The sequence below is a fragment of the Paraburkholderia dilworthii genome, assembly GCF_000472525.1.
Classification (GTDB): domain Bacteria; phylum Pseudomonadota; class Gammaproteobacteria; order Burkholderiales; family Burkholderiaceae; genus Paraburkholderia; species Paraburkholderia dilworthii.
This window is the reverse complement of sequence record NZ_KI421431.1, coordinates 50,704-66,833: the sequence shown is the minus strand read 5'-3', so window position 1 is coordinate 66,833 and position 16,130 is coordinate 50,704. Positions and strand designations below refer to the sequence as shown.

At 64.3% G+C, this 16,130-nt stretch carries 12 protein-coding genes; 8 read left to right on the top strand and 4 right to left on the bottom strand.

The window, feature by feature from the left end; translation table 11 throughout:
* Positions 1–68 precede the first annotated feature (68 nt).
* Positions 69–1,916, top strand: coding sequence for a tetratricopeptide repeat protein (locus F759_RS0135965; RefSeq protein ID WP_027803984.1), 1,848 nt, complete (start codon positions 69–71; stop codon positions 1,914–1,916).
* Positions 1,917–2,022: 106 nt separating this feature from the next.
* On the opposite strand, the gene tcuC is transcribed toward F759_RS0135965, so the two are convergent.
* The gene (gene tcuC / locus F759_RS0135960) at positions 2,023–3,324 is read right to left on the bottom strand and encodes an MFS transporter (protein ID WP_027803983.1); all 1,302 of its coding nucleotides are present in this window, start codon (positions 3,322–3,324) and stop codon (positions 2,023–2,025) included.
* Positions 3,325–3,637: 313 nt separating this feature from the next.
* Here tcuC and F759_RS0135955 point away from each other — a divergent pair, with 313 nt between their 5' ends.
* The gene (locus F759_RS0135955; RefSeq protein ID WP_027803982.1) at positions 3,638–4,183 is read left to right on the top strand and encodes a GNAT family N-acetyltransferase; all 546 of its coding nucleotides are present in this window, start codon (positions 3,638–3,640) and stop codon (positions 4,181–4,183) included.
* Positions 4,184–4,436: 253 nt separating this feature from the next.
* On the top strand, positions 4,437–5,666 hold the full coding sequence (locus F759_RS0135950; RefSeq protein WP_027803981.1) for a hypothetical protein: 1,230 nt from the start codon (positions 4,437–4,439) through the stop codon (positions 5,664–5,666).
* Positions 5,667–5,734: 68 nt separating this feature from the next.
* Here the strand turns inward: F759_RS0135950 and F759_RS0135945 are convergent, their stop codons facing one another.
* The 3 genes from F759_RS0135945 to F759_RS0135935 all read right to left on the bottom strand — a co-directional run bounded on the left by F759_RS0135945 (position 5,735) and on the right by F759_RS0135935 (position 10,265).
* The gene (locus F759_RS0135945) at positions 5,735–6,451 is read right to left on the bottom strand and encodes a DUF2968 domain-containing protein (RefSeq protein WP_027803980.1); all 717 of its coding nucleotides are present in this window, start codon (positions 6,449–6,451) and stop codon (positions 5,735–5,737) included.
* 374 nt (positions 6,452–6,825) lie between these two features.
* The gene (locus F759_RS0135940) at positions 6,826–8,379 is read right to left on the bottom strand and encodes a gamma-glutamyl-gamma-aminobutyrate hydrolase family protein (protein WP_027803979.1); all 1,554 of its coding nucleotides are present in this window, start codon (positions 8,377–8,379) and stop codon (positions 6,826–6,828) included.
* 128 nt (positions 8,380–8,507) lie between these two features.
* Entirely contained in the window at positions 8,508–10,265 is a 1,758-nt protein-coding gene (locus F759_RS0135935) for a cation:proton antiporter (protein WP_027803978.1), read from the bottom strand.
* A 167-nt stretch (positions 10,266–10,432) separates the two neighbouring features.
* On the opposite strand from F759_RS0135935, the gene F759_RS0135930 reads away from it, so the two are divergent.
* The 5 genes from F759_RS0135930 to F759_RS0135910 all read left to right on the top strand — a co-directional run bounded on the left by F759_RS0135930 (position 10,433) and on the right by F759_RS0135910 (position 15,599).
* Complete coding sequence (locus F759_RS0135930; RefSeq protein WP_027803977.1) at positions 10,433–11,119, top strand: DUF2848 domain-containing protein; 687 nt, start codon at positions 10,433–10,435, stop codon at positions 11,117–11,119.
* 22 nt (positions 11,120–11,141) lie between these two features.
* Complete coding sequence (locus F759_RS0135925) at positions 11,142–12,491, top strand: MFS transporter (protein ID WP_027803976.1); 1,350 nt, start codon at positions 11,142–11,144, stop codon at positions 12,489–12,491.
* A gap of 265 nt (positions 12,492–12,756) precedes the next feature.
* Positions 12,757–13,437: a GntR family transcriptional regulator gene (locus F759_RS0135920; protein WP_027803975.1), complete on the top strand. Its 681-nt coding sequence runs from the start codon at positions 12,757–12,759 to the stop codon at positions 13,435–13,437.
* Between the two features lie 147 nt (positions 13,438–13,584).
* Positions 13,585–14,964: an amidase gene (locus F759_RS0135915; RefSeq protein WP_027803974.1), complete on the top strand. Its 1,380-nt coding sequence runs from the start codon at positions 13,585–13,587 to the stop codon at positions 14,962–14,964.
* A gap of 125 nt (positions 14,965–15,089) precedes the next feature.
* Positions 15,090–15,599, top strand: coding sequence for a disulfide bond formation protein B (locus F759_RS0135910; protein ID WP_027803973.1), 510 nt, complete (start codon positions 15,090–15,092; stop codon positions 15,597–15,599).
* Positions 15,600–16,130: the final 531 nt, after the last annotated feature.

Sequence of the window (16,130 nt, the reverse complement as noted above, 5' to 3'; positions counted from 1 at the left end):
AAACCGGCGTGCTGCCCGGCGAGTGTGGGAAAATGCGGCCTTTGCCTCACCCGACTACCATCCCCGTCATGCAACCTGTATTTGACCGCGCTTTCGCGGCGCATCGTGACGGCCGGCTCGACGACGCCGAACGCGGCTACCGCGCGACGCTCGACGGCAATCCCGCGCACGTCGACGCGCTGCACCTCCTGGGCGTGCTGCGCCATCAGCAGGGCCAGCACGCCGAAGCCGCCGAACTGGTGCGGCGCGCGGTCAACCTGCGCCCGCAAGACGCCGCGCTGCAACTGAACCTCGGCAACGCGCTGAAGGCGCTCGGCCAGATCGACGAGGCCATCGACCAGTTCCGCAACGCGCTCTCGCTCGCGCCGTCGTTTCCGATGGCGCACTACAACCTCGGCAACGCCTATGCGTCGGCAGGCCGTCACGAAGACGCCGCGGACGCATTCCGCCGCTCGTTGCATCTGCAACCTGATGACGCCTCGTCGCACAACAATCTCGGCAATGCGTTGCACGCGCTCGGGCGTCACGAGGAAGCCATCGCCTCGTTCCGGCGCACGTTGGAGCTGCGCCCAGGCCACGCCGGCGCGCTCAACAACATGGGCATGTCGCTGAATGCGCTCGGCCGCGCCGCCGAAGCGATCCCGTGCTTCCAGGCCGCATTGGCCACCGAGCCGCGCTTCGTCGCTGCGCACTTCAACCTCGCCAATACGTTCGACGCCACCGGCCGTCACGCGGAAGCGGTCGCGTCGTTCGAAGCGGCGCTCGCACTGCAGCCGAACCTGCCGCCGGCCATCTTCGGGATGGGCAACGCGCTCGCCGCGATCGGGCGTCATACCGAGGCGATACCGTACCTCGAACGCTCCGTCGGGCTCGATCCGCAATTCGCGCTCGCGTGGCTGAGCCTCGGCACCGCGCATCAGGCGCTCGGCGCGCACGCCACCGCCGTGCGCGCATTCGATCAGGCGTTGCGCGTGCAGCCCGATCTCGCGTCCGCCCATATGAACCGCGCGCTTGCGTGGCTAGCGCTGTGCGATTTCGCGCGCGGACTGCCGGAATACGAATGGCGGCTGCAAACCATCGCCGAGCCCGCCATCGAAACCTTGCCGCGCTGGCATGGCGAGCCGGCCGCACACCGCACGCTTCTGATCCACGCGGAACAGGGTTTCGGCGATACCTTGCAATTCGTGCGCTTCGTTCCGCTGGCCGCGCAGCGCGCGGCGCGCGTGGTGCTCGAAGTGCAGCCGCAACTGCTGCCTCTGCTCGAACCGGTCGCGCAGGCCTGGCGCGTCACGCTCGTTGCGAGAGGCGCACCGCGTCCCGCTGCCGACCTGCACTGTCCGCTGCTGAGCTTGCCGCTCGCGCTCGGCACGACGCTCGACAGTATCCCCGAGCGCACGCCCTACCTGAGCGTGCCGCCCGCGTACCGCCGCAAATGGCGCGGCTCGCTGGGTGGCCAGGCGAGGCGCAAGATCGGGCTCGCATGGTCGGGGCGCATCCATCGGAACGAAACGCGCTCGATGCCGCTCGCGGAGCTCGATCCGCTCTTCGCCATTGAAGGCATCGACTGGATCGTGTTGCAGCCCGATCTCAATGCGGACGAACACGCCGCGCTGGACGCGCATCCGCGAGCCGGGTCGATTCACCGGTTCGACAAGCGGATCGGCGACTTCGCGGATACGGCAGCGATCATCGAGCGCCTCGACGCGGTCGTGTCGATCGATACGTCGATTGCCCACCTCGCCGGCGCGCTGCGCAAGCCGCTGTGGCTGATGCTGCCATTCGCGCCGGATTGGCGCTGGTGTCCCGGCGACACGCGCAGCGCGTGGTACGCCAGCGCCACATTGGTACGTCAGCCGCGGCCCGGTGCGTGGCGCGAGATCGTCGAGACGGTGGCAAGCGAATTGCGCCGAGGGTAGCGGTTCGCTCACGTCGGTATTACGGCAATAAAAAACCCCGCGGTTTTGTGAACGCGGGGTTTTTTATTGCACTGGCCGCGCGAGCGGCGTCAGCATGCGTTGCGAATCACGCGGCTTTGTATTGATCGCGCGATTCAGGCGTGCGGTACAGGACGAGCGTCGCAATCAGCCCGCAGATCGCGGCTACACCCAGGAAGAGACCTGGCGCCGCCTTGTTGCCCGTGGAATGAATCAGCAGCGTCGAGATGGCCGGCGTGAAACCGCCGATCGTCGTCGCAAGGCTGTACGCAAGCGAGAAGCCCGCGGTGCGCACTTCGACCGGCATCACTTCGGTCAGCGCCACGACCATTGCGCCGTTATAGCTGCCGTACAGGAACGACAGCCACAACTCGACCGCTAGCAGGCGCGCGAACGAGGGCTCGGCGACGAGCCATTGCAGCGCCGGGTAAGCGGTGACGATGGTGAGCGCCGTGAAAGCCAGCAATACCGGACGACGGCCGATGCGGTCCGACAGCGCACCTGCGAGCGGCAGCCAGACCAGGTTCGACAGACCGATACAGACCGTCACGACAAGTGTATCGATCGACGACAGCCTCAGCACTTCCTTGCCGAAGGTCGGCGTGTAAGCCGTGATCATGTAGAACGACACGGTGGTCATGATGACCATGCCCATGCCGCCCAGCACGGTGACCCAGTTCGCGGCCATGCTCTTCATGATCTCGCCCATTCCGGGACGGTGCTTGCGCGCGGTGAATTCCTCGGTTTCCTTCAATGAGCGGCGAATCAGGAACAGGAAAGGCACGATCAGGCAGCCGATCAGGAACGGCACGCGCCAACCCCATGCGCTCATCTGGTCGGCGGGCAGCATCTTGTTGAGCATCACGCCGAGCAGCGCGGCGAACACCACGGCGACCTGCTGGCTGCCGGACTGCCACGCGCAATAGAAGCCCTTGTGTCCCTTCGTGGCGATCTCCGACAGATATACCGACACGCCGCCCAACTCCACGCCCGCGGAAAAGCCTTGCAGCAGGCGGCCCAGGAGCACGAGCACCGGCGCAAGCAGCCCGATCGTCGCGTATCCGGGAATGGACGCCACCGTGAGCGTGCCGAGCGCCATCAGTCCCAGCGTGAGGATAAGCCCCTTGCGCCGGCCGTAGTGGTCGATGTAAGCACCGAGGATGATCGCGCCGAGCGGCCGCATCAGAAAGCCCGCGCCGAACACGGACAGCGAAAGCATCAGCGACGCAAATTCGCTGCCGCTCGGAAAATAGGTCTTGGCGATCGCGGACGCGTAGTAGCCATAGACCATGAAGTCGTACATCTCAAGAAAGTTGCCGCTGACCACGCGGAACACTGTCTTGACCTTGGATTCTTGCGACGAGGAGATAGCGTGTGACGCTGTTGACATTAGATTCTCTGATGAGCCCACGCCGCGCAAGCGGACGGCGATCTGGCAGTTGAAACGATCCGCCCTCGTTGAGAACGCGGATGCCACAGGCAAATGATTGGCCGCGGGAAGAGCCGCGCCGGAGGCGCTGTATTTTGCGACCGAATGCATCCGAGCGGTATCAGGGTAAACGTTCGGGTCCGCTGGAAGCCGCGCCACACAATGTTACCGTCGATGGCGCTGTTGCGTATTCCATACATTTTCATTACAGGCACTGGCGCGGCGCGCGACCGCTAGAATTGCGGCTCGGCAATTCCAGTTGATCACTCTCTCGATGCAAACCGCCTCCGCCCTTTCGCTGCGCCCCGCAACCGTCGCCGATGCCGCGCTTATCGCATCCATTCACAGCACGAGTTGGCGCGCCACTTATCGCGGTCTGTTGCCCGACGCTTTTCTGGACAGCGAAGTCACGCACGAACGGGCCGCCTATTGGCGGGCGCGCATGAGCGCACCGGGTGGCGAGCGGCGCATGGTGGTAATCGCCGAACTGGGCGGCGAGCCGATTGGCTTTGTATGCGCTGAGCGTCAGCCGGAATCCGCGTGGGGCGTATTGCTGGATAACCTTCATGCACTGCCGGGGTATCAGGGCATCGGCGCCGGCAAGCTGCTGATGCGCGCCGCCGAAGACTGGGCGCGCGCGCAGGGCGAGGCGCAGTTGTATCTGTATGTGTTGAAAGGCAACGTGCCGGCCATCGGTTTCTACGAGCGGCAAGGCTGGCAGTTCGTCGGCGCGGAGCCGGATCGCATGGGCGGCGTGGATATCACGGCGCTGCGCTATGTTTATCGATTGGATACGTCGAGCGTTTTATCTGCGTCCTGATGCAGGCGATCGAAGACCTATCTGCACCCAGGTTGGGAAGCGTCTGAGCGTTACATCGTTCCGTTCGGGCGCATCATGCTCGCTTCCCGACGATGGCTTTCCCGCTGAGGCGCTGATGCATCCATAGGCGTCAATACACGCTCTTGCGCCCGCACGCGCGCGAGGCGCTTTTTGCGTATTGCTCCGAGGCCTTCGTCCCACCGATCAACGGGACGCCAGCCAGCGTCCCTTCGCGAGGCGCTGGAAGAGACCGATGTCCACCACACCTTTAACCATAGTCGACGGCGCAATGGCGTTGCCGCGCTCGCGTCCGTTCGATGATGTGCCGGCACCCTTCGGCCGCAGTTGGACATTGCTCGCGCAAGATCACCGCCTCGACGCCAGGCTGCACGTGCTTTACGGTGCGGTACTCGAAACGTTCAGCTTCAGCGACCAGCCTATTCGCTCGTTCTGCCGATGGGTGGTTCCGGAGAATCGGCGTGCCGACGCAACGGCGGCGGCAACGAATGTGGGCGCGGCGATCGGCATGGGAATGCCTGGGATCGTCGGCGGCCGCGAGGCAAAAACGTCGAACATTTCGGACAGCATCGCTTGGTTGGATCGTGTTCCGGCCCACGATCCGGGCTTAGCCGGAGTTTCAGCTTTTGCAAATGACTCGGCTTTTCCCGACGTCTTTGCGCCAGTCGAAGGGCATGTCGCCCGGTCCACGCCTCGCTCGTCTTTCGCGCCGCGGTGGGTGCTGGCGGGCGGCGTCTGCGCGCTGAGCGGCACCGCACTGCTTGCATGGGCGATGTACGGTCATGTCGGCGTCCATGATCCGCGCAATCGCCATGAGGCGAAATCCGCCGACACAGCCATTGCCGGGCGCGCAGCGCCGACCGCCCAGAATCGATTGAGCGATACCGTTGACGCTTCGCAAAAGGTCGTCGAAGCGGCAAGTCGGAAAAACGCGGGCGCAGCGTCCTTGCCGCAGCTTGCACAAGCCGCGCCGGTGTCTGGTTTGGCCCGCAACGTCGTTGTGAGCGACCTTGCGTCGCGCGCACGTCCAACGGCATCCATCGAACCGCACGTGCCGACAAGCATCGCCCACACACGCAGCCCGCTTGCCGTAAACAAGCACCGGCACCGGACCCGCGAGCGGCATCTCGCCAGAACCGCCGCCGCGAACCACCGGCAATACTCAGCCGATTACAGGGCCAACTACGCGTCCAACTACGCGGCCACTATCGCAGCGCCGCCGCCCATAACGCAGACGCTCATCAAACCGTCGGCTGCCGGTCCATACTCGCCGCTTGCCCCAGCGCTGCTCGGCACCGACGACTACGCGTCCGTCGACACGATCGCGCACACCCACCACGGCAGCACGATCCAGCAGACGCCGCCAGCATCATCCGCGCATTTGTCCGCAGGCAGCGGACAGCAGTGGATCGATCGGGTCACGCATCGCCGCGTGACCGAAGTCCCGGATCAATTCGCCAGATAGCCGCGCGAGCGACGGTATAAAAAAGCCCGGGCTACCGAGGCCGGGCTTTGTTCGCACTTCAAACGCTTTTACTTCTGGCCGGGCAAGCCCATTTCGGTCTGCCGTTGCAACTGCATGACCTGACCCTGCACCTGTCGCAACTGCGCCTGCGCCCTTTCCTTCTCCTCGCGCAGCGCGGCGGCTTCGTTCTGGGTTTGCCGCTGGTAGTCGTTGACCTTCGCCTGCTGCGTGCGGGCGACTTCCAGGTCGGCTTGCAGGCGCTTCGCACGATCCTCCGACAACGCGATAATGTCCTCGATATACGCTTTCTGCGCCTGTAACTGCGTTCGGTGAATCTCCACGTCGGCCAGTTGCGCAGTTTGCTGCGCGAAGCCTGCATAGATCGCTTCTGCCCGGCTCACGTCTGCGGACTTGATCACCCGCCAGAAATGCTTGTCCTGAAACAACGCGACGTAGTACGTCATTTCGCGCGGATAGAAGAACAGGCTCGCACCATAACTGCCGTTGTAGGTAGTGCGCAGTTCGCTCAGCTTCGTGTCCTGAATCATTTGCATCAACTCAGCGACATTGCCTTGCGCTTCGCCAGCCACCGGCGACGAAGCCGACGCCGTATCGCGCAACGCAGCGGCAACAGGCTGCGGCGTCAGCGTGTTCATGGCCGGCCGCGTGCCGACTATTGGCGCGGCCTCGTCGCCTTGCGCAGCCAGCACGAACCCGCCATGCTGCAATAGCGCACACGAAGTCGCGAGCAGCATGGCGCGCCGTAGAAATAAGGGGTACTTCATACGTGCATGCTCCATGCGAATCCAGAAAAACAGCCTTGGATTATCGCGCGGATTAGCGCTTAAGCGAAGCATTGAAGCGTCGCAAAAACAGACTTTAAATCGAGATAAAACTACGTTGTACGAATTACACGACACACCCGCCTATCGCGAAATAAAAACATACCTGGATAAGGCCGGCACGCGGCGAATCACGCGGCATCCGGCAGCAGGAGAATACGCAAGAGACAACGAACAACGGGCCACGGCGCATGGGTCACGCGTCACGGGCCACGAGCAAAAAAAGAGGCGCCACCTACACGGTGGCGCCTCGCACTATTCATTTCTCCCGACCCAAGCCGCGCCGTCAACGCGCGACCCGAGTTGTCGCAACCGCCCTAGAAGCGCGTTTCGCGCGCCACTCGCAGGAAGGTGTCGAGCAGCGGCGTGCAATCGAGCAACTCGGGACCGCCCGCGCGATGGAACTCCGGATGCCATTGCACGCCCATCACGAACGGCGCGCGCCGGTAGCGCACGGCTTCGATGATCCCATCCGACGCCGACACGGCCTCGATGTTCAGATCGCGACCGAGCGTCTTGACCGCCTGATGGTGAATCGAGTTGACGATCGCATCGCGCCGGGCGGGGAACATGTTGGCGAGCGTCGAGCCATCCGGGAAATGGATTGCGTGGCGATGCTGATCGTAATCTTCGTTAACGTGCGCACCGGCGGTGGGTACATCGGTCGCGATGTCCTGGTATAAGGTCCCGCCGAACGCCACGTTGATGAGCTGGCAGCCGCGGCACACGCCGAGCACCGGCTTGCCCGATTCGATGAACTCATGCAGCAGTTCGAGCTCGTACATGTCGCGCACGCGGTCGCCCGGCCATTCGGGACGTGTCGCCGCTTCCGCATACGACTGCGGCGAGACGTCCGCGCCGCCTTGCAGCAGCAGGCCGTCGAGGTGCTTCGCGTAGTCGCGCAAACGGATATTGCTCGGATGCAGCATGCCCTGATGACCGACCGTCGGAATCATGAACACCAGCACGTCGCGCGACATCACCCAGTGCGCAATCGATTCCTCGAGATATTGCAGTGTCTTGCCGCGCAGCCCCTTCGCGCCCGGCTCCGGGTGAAAGATTCGCGCGGATACGCCGATGCGCAGCGTGCGCTGCGTGATCCGCTGACCGGCACGATCGAACAGTTGACGCGCGCGCGCCGCGATGATGCGCCCGAACACCGACCACGCGGAGTCCGTCTGCTTCAGATAGCGCGGCGGCGACGGAGGCAACGCATTCGGCGGCGGCGGGTTGGTCGCGCTGAAGTCCGGCGCGGCGCCAAAGCCCGGCGGCGGCGAACTTGCCGGACGCGCTGTGGATGCAGCGGCTTCCTCGGCGGCGAGGGCGTCGTCGGTCGAGGTGATCAGTTCGCCCTGAATCGGTTCGCTCGTCAGTGGCGCCGCGCTGCGCGTCTGTGAGGACGACATGGACGACGCTGACGGCACCTCGCGCCCACGGGCCGTGCGCGCGTCGCGTTCGTGGACCGCCGCCTCCTGCTTAGCGGTGGAGGCCGCGGCGGAACTACGCGCCTCTGCCGCGTCGCGTTGCTGGGTCGTGCGCTTGACGACGGGCGTGACGGTGGACGCGCTTTCAGGCTCGTCGGTCGACGACCTCGCTGCCGCCTCGGACGCACCGGCCGGCGCTGAAATCGACGCCGTAACCGGCACTGACGCCTCGGAAGGAAGATACGCGCCAGGCACCGCTGGCGAGCCAGACGAGGGCGCCGCCTTCGACGTCAACGAATCCTTGACCGGCGACTGGACGGCATCTTCATGGGAGATGGGTAACGATGCCGCCGGTTCGGCCGGGGCTTTGCCGGACGTTGCCGGCGATGCCGAAGGCGGCGTAGGACTGCCGGGTTGACCGGCGTTTTCAGGTTTGTTTTCGCTCATGACTGTCGGACAGGCGCCTTCCACGCGAACGAATGAATATGCCCTGATTATCCGCCAGCGTGCCGGACCCGGCAAACGCGCACACAATTGCTCACATTGTCGGGCTGCCCCACGCAGTCCCGTCTGATTTAGGGATCCGGCTGTTCGTCGAAAGTTTCACGCAGCGCGATCTGCATTGCCGCGTGAATTTTCACGCACCAGCGCCACACGAGTGCAAGCAGCAGCGCCGCGCAGACGAGCACCGCGGCGAGCAAACCGGTCGGCGGCAGGATACCGCCCGAAAGCGCCGCGACCAGCAGAAACACGCCGACCATGCACGCCACCGGCACGAGATCGGAGATCGCATAACGCAGCGCGCTCGTGAAGCGCCCGGCCGTCGCCGGCTGCACGCTGACCTCGGCGAGCAGCAGCGCGAGTGATTTGGTCTTGCGATAGACCGCCACCAGAAACGGCATCGACACCAGCAACGCGGCGCCCCAGAGCATCGCGCGCTGCATCGGCTCGGCGCTCACCCAGCGTGTCAACACAGTACTGATGTAAGGCGCGCCGTAGGACACGATCAGAAAGATCGCGACGACCAGCGCAAGATTCACCGCGATCTGCACGACGATTCGCCGGGTCATGCTGAAAAGCGTCGGCTCGCCGCTTCCTGTGCTGAGGCTGCTCAACCACTGGCTATACATGCCGAACACATTGACGAGCGTGCGCGGCATCGCATCGGCGAGACGTCGCGTGAGCGGATCGGCGGCGCGGATCAGATAGGGCGTAAAGAGCGTCGTCAGCGCCGACACCGCGACCGCGATCGGATAGAGAAACGCGCTCGTCACCTTCAGCGTGAGACCGAGTGACGCGATGATGAACGAGAACTCGCCGATCTGCGAAACGGTCATACCGACGCGCATCGCCGTGCGGCCATCCCGTCCAGCGAGAAAGCTGCCGAGCCCGCACGAGACGATCTTGCCGACGATTACCGCAACTGTGATCACCGCAATCGGCCACGCGTAATCGACCAGCACCGCAGGGTTCAACATCAGGCCGATGGTCACGAAAAAGATCGCTGAAAACGCGTCGCGCAGCGGCGCGATCAGATGCTCGATTCGATGCAGATGGCGCGACTCCGCCATGATCGCCCCGATCAGGAACGCGCCGAGCGCGATGCTGTAGTCGAGCTTGACCACCAGCAGACAGAAGCCGAAACAGAAGCCGAGCACGGCGACTAGCAGCATCTCGTCGCTACGCGCACGCGCCACGTAGTTCAACGCACGCGGCACGACGAGAATGCCGACCACCAGCGACACCGTCATGAACAGCAAGAGCTTGCCGAGCGTGACGACCGCGACGCCCGCGCTCAGTTGCCCCGTCTGCGCAATGCCGGACAGCAGCACGAGCATCGCAATGGCGAGAATGTCTTCGACGATCAGGATGCCGAACACGAGTTGCGCGAAACTCTCGCGCTTCAAGCCAAGCTCTGACAACGCCTTGACGATGATCGTCGTCGACGAAATGGCGAGTATCGCGCCGAGGAACAGCGAATCCATCGGGCTCCAGCCGAACGCGCTGCCGATCTCATAGCCGAGCCACAACATCAGCACGATCTCCGAGAGCGCCGCGACGATCGCCGTCGCGCCCACCTTGAAAAGCTTGCGCAAACTGAATTCGAGTCCGAGCGAAAACATCAGGAACACGACGCCGAGTTCGCCCAGCGTCTTGATGGTCTGCTCGTCGCGGATCAACTGGAATGGCGGCGTGTACGGCCCGATGATCACGCCCGCAGCGATGTAGCCGAGCACCACCGGCTGCTTCAGGCGATGGAACAGCACGGTGACGACGCCGGCGAGCGCCATCACGACCGCCAGATCCTGAATGAAGCCGATGCCCTCGTGCATGCGCTGTTCCTTACAAAAAGTAATATCCCGGGATGCGCAGTGTAACAAACGGTCGCCCGCGCTGCGGCCCGGCGGGACTCGGCGAGCCGGGCGAAATGTTTTTGATACGCTGGACACCTGTGAAATATCACAATAATATTTGCTGCATATTTCCTCGGAGTCGATTAATGCAGCACGTGTCTTTTCAAGTTGTAGAACGTTCCGGCACGGCGCGCGCCGTTTCCATAGAAGTGGATCACCTGACCATCGCCGGCTGGGCCGGCCGCGATCAGGCCGCGATCGAGCACCACATTGCCGAGCTCGCGGAACTCGGCGTGAAGCGCCCGTCGACCACGCCGTGTTTCTACCGCCTCGGCTCGGAACTGCTGACGCAAGCCGAACAGATCGACGTGGTCGGCACGAAGTCGAGCGGCGAAGCGGAATGCGTGCTGGTGCAATCGGATGCGGGGCTGTTCGTCACCGTGGGCTCCGACCATACCGACCGCGAGGTCGAGGCCTATGGTGTGACCGTCTCGAAGCAGGTGTGTCCGAAACCGGTCGCGCGTGACGCCTGGCGTTTCGACGATGTCGTCGGCCATTGGGATCAACTGGAACTGCGCGCCTATGCGGTGACGAACGGCGAGCGGCGCATGTATCAGCAAGGAAGCGTTGCCTCGCTGTTGCCCGCCGCCGAACTGCTGGCGCGCGCGCCGCTCGCACAAGGTGCGGCCATGTTTTGCGGCACGCTCGCGGTACAAGGCGGCATTGTCGGCATGGGCGACGGCGACGCGCTCGAACTCGAATTGCACGACCCGGTTCTGAACCGCACGGTGCGCCACGCCTATCGCGTGCGCGCCTTACCTGTTGTTGAATGAACTATCGTCGAATGAGGCATTCATGAGCATCCCTTCGCCATCCGCCGCCGACGCGTCCTCCGACGTCTGGCTCGAAGCCGCCGCTATCCGCAAGATCACGTGGCGCATCATGCCGTTCCTGTTTCTCGTCTATGTGCTGTCGTACCTGGATCGCGTCAACATCGGTTATGCGAAGCTGCAGTTCACCGGCGACCTCGGTCTCTCGAACGCGGCGTACGGACTGGGCGCGGGGATTTTCTTCTTCGGCTACTTCGTGTTCGAAGTGCCGAGCAACCTCCTACTGAAGAAGTTCGGCGCGCGCGCCACGATTGCGCGCATCACGATGCTGTGGGGCCTGCTGTCGTGTCTGATGATGTTCGTGCGCAGCGAGACCATGTTCTATGTGCTGCGCTTTTTTCTCGGCGTCGCCGAAGCGGGACTCGTGCCGGGCGTCGTGTTGTATCTGACTTTCTGGTTTCCGTCCGACCGGCGCGCGCGCATGGTCGCCGTGTTCATGGCGGCGATTCCAGTGGCGGGCATTATCGGCGCGCCGTTGTCCGGTTTCCTGATGTCGGCGCTGCATGAAGCGCACGGCTTACGTGGCTGGCAGTGGATGTTCCTGATCGAAGGCATTCCGTCGATTCTCGCCGGCTTCTGGGCGCTCGCCGTGTTGCGCAACACGCCCGCGGAAGCCGCGTGGCTCACCGACGACGAAAAGCGCGCAATCCTCGCCCGCCTCTCGCGCGAAAACGCTGCGGCTGCCGAAGAAGGCGCCGAACATAGTCTTGCGGTCGCGTTGCGTTCGGGCCGTTTCTGGCTGCTCACGCTGATCTACTTCTGCCTCGTCACCGGCAATGCGGGCTTCTCGTTCTGGCTGCCGCAGATCGTCAAGGATCTCGGCGTGACGAATCTCGTGAGCAATGGCTTCGTCACTGCGATTCCGTATCTGGCAGCGGGCATCGGCATGATCCTGATCGGCCGCTCGTCGGATGTGACCGGCGAGCGCCGGTGGCACTACGCCGTGTGCTGCTTTATCGGCGCGGCCGGGCTGCTGGGCAGTGCGTCGGTTACGAACTCGATTCCGCTTGCGGTCACCGGTTTGTCGATTGCGTATGTCGGCATTCTGGCCGGCTTCGGCATCTTCTGGTCGATGTCGACGAGTTTCCTGCAAGGCACCGCTGCGGTTGCGGGCATTGCGGTGATCAATTCGATCGCCAACCTCGCCGGTTACGTCAGCCCGTATGTGCTCGGCATCGTGAAGGACGCAACACATAGCGTGACGTTTGGGCTCGTGCTGATCGCGGGCGCGCTGATCGTGGGCGGCCTCGTCACGCTGCTGATGCCGCGCGTGAAGGTGCAGCACGCAGCGGCAGCGGTCGCGGGCAGCGCGTGACGGGTGGGTAGTTTGAGTGGGTTGGAGGCTCGATTGGCTCGCTTGATCTGGCTGACCTGAGCGGCTCCGGTGGGTTCCGTGCGTTGGGTGGGTTCAGTGGCTGCAGTGAGCTAGACAGCCTCAGTGACCTCAATGACTTACGCGCCTACAACCGCATGACCCACGCGCCGCACACCGCGCCAAAGCCACCGCCTCTCCCGCCCGCAAAAACCTCGCTTGACCTTGCTCTACAATGCGCGGACGACATCGTCCGCCTCTTCTTCACATGACGCTTTTGCAGACCGCCCGCCCTCCGAGGCCCACCCGAGCGACAGCCAACGCGAGCCTCGCCGAACAGGCTTATGCGTTCGTCAAGCGCGAGATCATCACGATGCGCTTGCGGCCGAGCGAGGTGCTCAACGAAGCGGAGTTGATGGCACTGACCGGCATCGGCCGGACGCCCGTGCATCAGGCGCTGCACCGGCTCGTGCACGAAGGGATGCTGACCATCATGCCGCGTAAGGGCATCATGGTCCGCCCGGTTTCGCTCGACGACGTCCTCGCGATCATCGACGTGCGCCTCGTCAACGAAAGCTACTGCGTAGAGCTCGCCGCGCGCCACGCGCAGCAGCACGACTACGACGCAATGCAGGCGCTGCTGGAGCGCTCGGCCGTGTGCGTCGCGGCGCACGACATCGAAGGCATGATGGACATCGACCGCGAGTTCCATCTGGCCATTTCGGCCGCCTCGCGCAACGCAGTTCTCGCCGACATCCTGCGTGGATTGCATGAGCGCTCGTTGCGTTTCTGGTTTATTTCGCTGTCCGAGCCGCATCATCTGGAGGACGTACACGAAGAACATCTGGAACTGTTCCGCCTGCTGCGCGAGCGCGACGCCGAAGGCGCGCGCCGTTCGGTGCAGAAACATATCGAGGCGTTCCGCGCGACGCTTTTCAACCGTATGTGAGAAAAAACGCATCTGACTAACCCGTTTGCGAATAGCGACACCCAGGCAAGACTTAGGCAATGCCCAAGCAATGCCTAAGCAACGCCTAAGCGATACCTGAGCGGTTCGCAAGCGTCTTCACACAGCACAACCGGATCGAACGACATCATGGCCACTGAATACACGCCCTTCCCGCCACTTGCACAGCTCGCCTCCGATCTTGCTGCGGGACGCACGACGAGCCGCGCGCTCGTCGAAATCGCGCTCGAACGGATCGCGGATCCGGCCGGCCAGGGCGCGGTCGCCTTCATGCACGTCGACGCCGAAGGCGCACGCCAGGCCGCCGACGCGCACGACCGTTTGCGCGCCGCCGGCACGGTTCTGTCGCCGCTCGCCGGCATCCCCGTGTCGGTGAAGGACCTGTTCGACATCGAAGGCCAGCCGACCCGCGCAGGCTCGACCGTGCTCGCCGACGCCCCCGCCGCGAACGAGGACGCCGTCGCGGTCGCACGTCTGAAGCGGGCGGGCGCGGTGATCGTGGGGCGAACCAATATGAGCGAGTTCGCGTTTTCCGGGCTCGGGCTCAATCCGCACTACGGCAACCCGCTGTCGCCGTATCGGCGCGGCGTGAAGGGCGACGAGCGCATCTCGGGCGGCTCGTCGTCGGGTGCAGCGGCTTCCGTCGCCGACGGCATGGCCGCCGTCGCGCTCGGCACCGACACCGGCGGCTCGATTCGCATTCCGTCCGCGCTGTGCGGCCTGACCGGCTTCAAGCCGACCGCCGCGCGTATTCCGAAGCAAGGCGGCGTGCCGCTTTCGTCGACGCTCGATTCGTTCGGCCCAATCGGCGTCTCGGTGGCGTGCTGCGCGCTGGTGGACCGGATGCTCGCCGGCCTCGAGCCGCGCGTGCCGGCCGCGCGTCCGCTCGAAGGCGTGCGCCTCGGCGTGTTGACCCACTACGTTACCGACGGCGTCGAGCCCGCGGTTGCGGCGGCGATCGACACCGCGCTCAAGCATCTCGAAGCGGCCGGCGCGATTGTCAGCGAAGTGCGCTTCGCTCCGCTCGACCGTCTGCCGGACATCAACCGCTTCGGCTTTTCGCCGATCGAGGCGTATGCGTGGCATCGTCCGTTGCTGGAAAAACACCGCGAGCTATACGATCCGCGCGTGCTGGTGCGCATTCTCAAGGGGCAGCCCGCGAGCGCCGCCGATTATCTCGATCTGCTCGCCGAGCGCGACGCGATGCTCGCCGAAGCCGCCCGCACGCTGTGGCAGCGCTTCGACGCGGTAGTCGCGCCGACCGTGCCGATGGTGCCGCCGCGCGTCGCCGAACTCGTTTCCGACGACGATCTGTTCGGCCGCACCAACGCGCTGATGCTGCGCAACCCGGGCGTATTCAACTTCCTCGACGCCTGCGCGCTGTCGCTGCCCTGCCATCTGCGCGGAGATGCACCGGTCGGCCTGATGCTGGCCGGCGCGCCGCACGCCGACGAAGCGCTTCTCGCAATCGGGCGGGGCGCCGAAGCAGTGCTCAACGCGATTCGCTGAGCGGCGTCACGGTTTGCATGCGGACGCGGCGTCGTGGGGGCGGAGGTTCGCGCTAGAATCGCGAGCACCCGCCTTTTTCGCTTATTGGCAGCCACACAACAGCAACGGAACCGCCACAACGATCCATGAACAACGACAATGCGATGCTGCGCCGCGAGCGCTCCCTGCTGGTCCTGCTTGGCCTGATCTGCGTCGGCCTCGTGGCCGGCGCGCTGTATCTGCAGTACTTCAAGCACGAAGATCCGTGCCCGTTGTGCATCATCCAGCGCTATTTCTTCCTGCTGATCGCGATCTTCGCGTTCCTCGGCGCGCGGTTCAACAGCTGGCGCGGCGTGCGTCTGCTCGAAGCGATGGCGGCGTTGTCGGCGCTGGCGGGCATCGTGACCGCGGTGCGGCACGTGTACGTGCAGGCCAATCCGGGCTTCAGCTGCGGCTTCGACGCGTTGCAGCCGGTGGTCGACAGCCTACCGCCTGCGCACTGGCTGCCGGGCGTGTTCAAGGTCGCAGGACTATGCGAAACGGCCTATCCGCCGATGCTGGGGTTGACACTGCCGATGTGGGCGCTGGTCGGGTTCGTGCTGGCGTTTTTGCCGCTGACGATTAGCCTCGTGCGCAATCGCAGACGGATTGCGTGAACGGTTTTGCCGGTTCAGGCGATGCTCGAGTGCGTTGGGCGCTTCGCGGCGCGGCAACGGAAGTCGAGGGTAGCCGCAATAATGTTGCCTGCGTGAATTAGCACCGCGGTCCGCGCTATTGCCCCACGCCGGCTTTTTTGCCCGCGTTCGTGCTGTGCTGGCTGGTGCTGGTGCTGTGCTGGTACTGCCGCCGGTCGGCGCTCTGGGTTGGCCCCGCTTCAAACCGCAGGTACTGCGCCCGCATGGTTCGCGCTCGCCTGGCGCTGGTGTGCTGCTTATCCAGCCTTTCCAGCCTTTCCAGCCTTTCCTGTCCTGCCGCACTTTCGGCCCGCCCGTCGATCGCGTAGACCCGTCTCCCGCCCCTCGCCCCCTCGCCATCGACCCCGCCGCTTCGCCACACCCGCCGCGGCCCGCACTTCGCTATCGGCCACACTCCCCGGTCCATCTCTGCCCCGCCCGACGCAACTTCCCCGCTCCAGACGAATCCGACTCAAATCAGACTTATCTCATTGCATGTTCCGAATAAGCTTC

What these genes read in the sequence shown, in the direction of transcription:
- F759_RS0135940 (WP_027803979.1), bottom strand. Translation starts at nt 8,379, where the DNA reads ATGAGCGAAAACAAACCTGAAAACGCCGGTCAACCCGGCAGTCCTACG.
- F759_RS0135955 (WP_027803982.1), top strand. Translation starts at nt 3,638, where the DNA reads ATGCAAACCGCCTCCGCCCTTTCGCTGCGCCCCGCAACCGTCGCCGAT.
- F759_RS0135965 (WP_027803984.1), top strand. Translation starts at nt 69, where the DNA reads ATGCAACCTGTATTTGACCGCGCTTTCGCGGCGCATCGTGACGGCCGG.
- F759_RS0135930 (WP_027803977.1), top strand. Translation starts at nt 10,433, where the DNA reads ATGCAGCACGTGTCTTTTCAAGTTGTAGAACGTTCCGGCACGGCGCGC.
- F759_RS0135915 (WP_027803974.1), top strand. Translation starts at nt 13,585, where the DNA reads ATGGCCACTGAATACACGCCCTTCCCGCCACTTGCACAGCTCGCCTCC.
- F759_RS0135945 (WP_027803980.1), bottom strand. Translation starts at nt 6,451, where the DNA reads ATGAAGTACCCCTTATTTCTACGGCGCGCCATGCTGCTCGCGACTTCG.
- F759_RS0135925 (WP_027803976.1), top strand. Translation starts at nt 11,142, where the DNA reads ATGAGCATCCCTTCGCCATCCGCCGCCGACGCGTCCTCCGACGTCTGG.
- F759_RS0135950 (WP_027803981.1), top strand. Translation starts at nt 4,437, where the DNA reads ATGTCCACCACACCTTTAACCATAGTCGACGGCGCAATGGCGTTGCCG.
- F759_RS0135920 (WP_027803975.1), top strand. Translation starts at nt 12,757, where the DNA reads ATGACGCTTTTGCAGACCGCCCGCCCTCCGAGGCCCACCCGAGCGACA.
- tcuC (WP_027803983.1), bottom strand. Translation starts at nt 3,324, where the DNA reads ATGTCAACAGCGTCACACGCTATCTCCTCGTCGCAAGAATCCAAGGTC.
- F759_RS0135910 (WP_027803973.1), top strand. Translation starts at nt 15,090, where the DNA reads ATGAACAACGACAATGCGATGCTGCGCCGCGAGCGCTCCCTGCTGGTC.
- F759_RS0135935 (WP_027803978.1), bottom strand. Translation starts at nt 10,265, where the DNA reads ATGCACGAGGGCATCGGCTTCATTCAGGATCTGGCGGTCGTGATGGCG.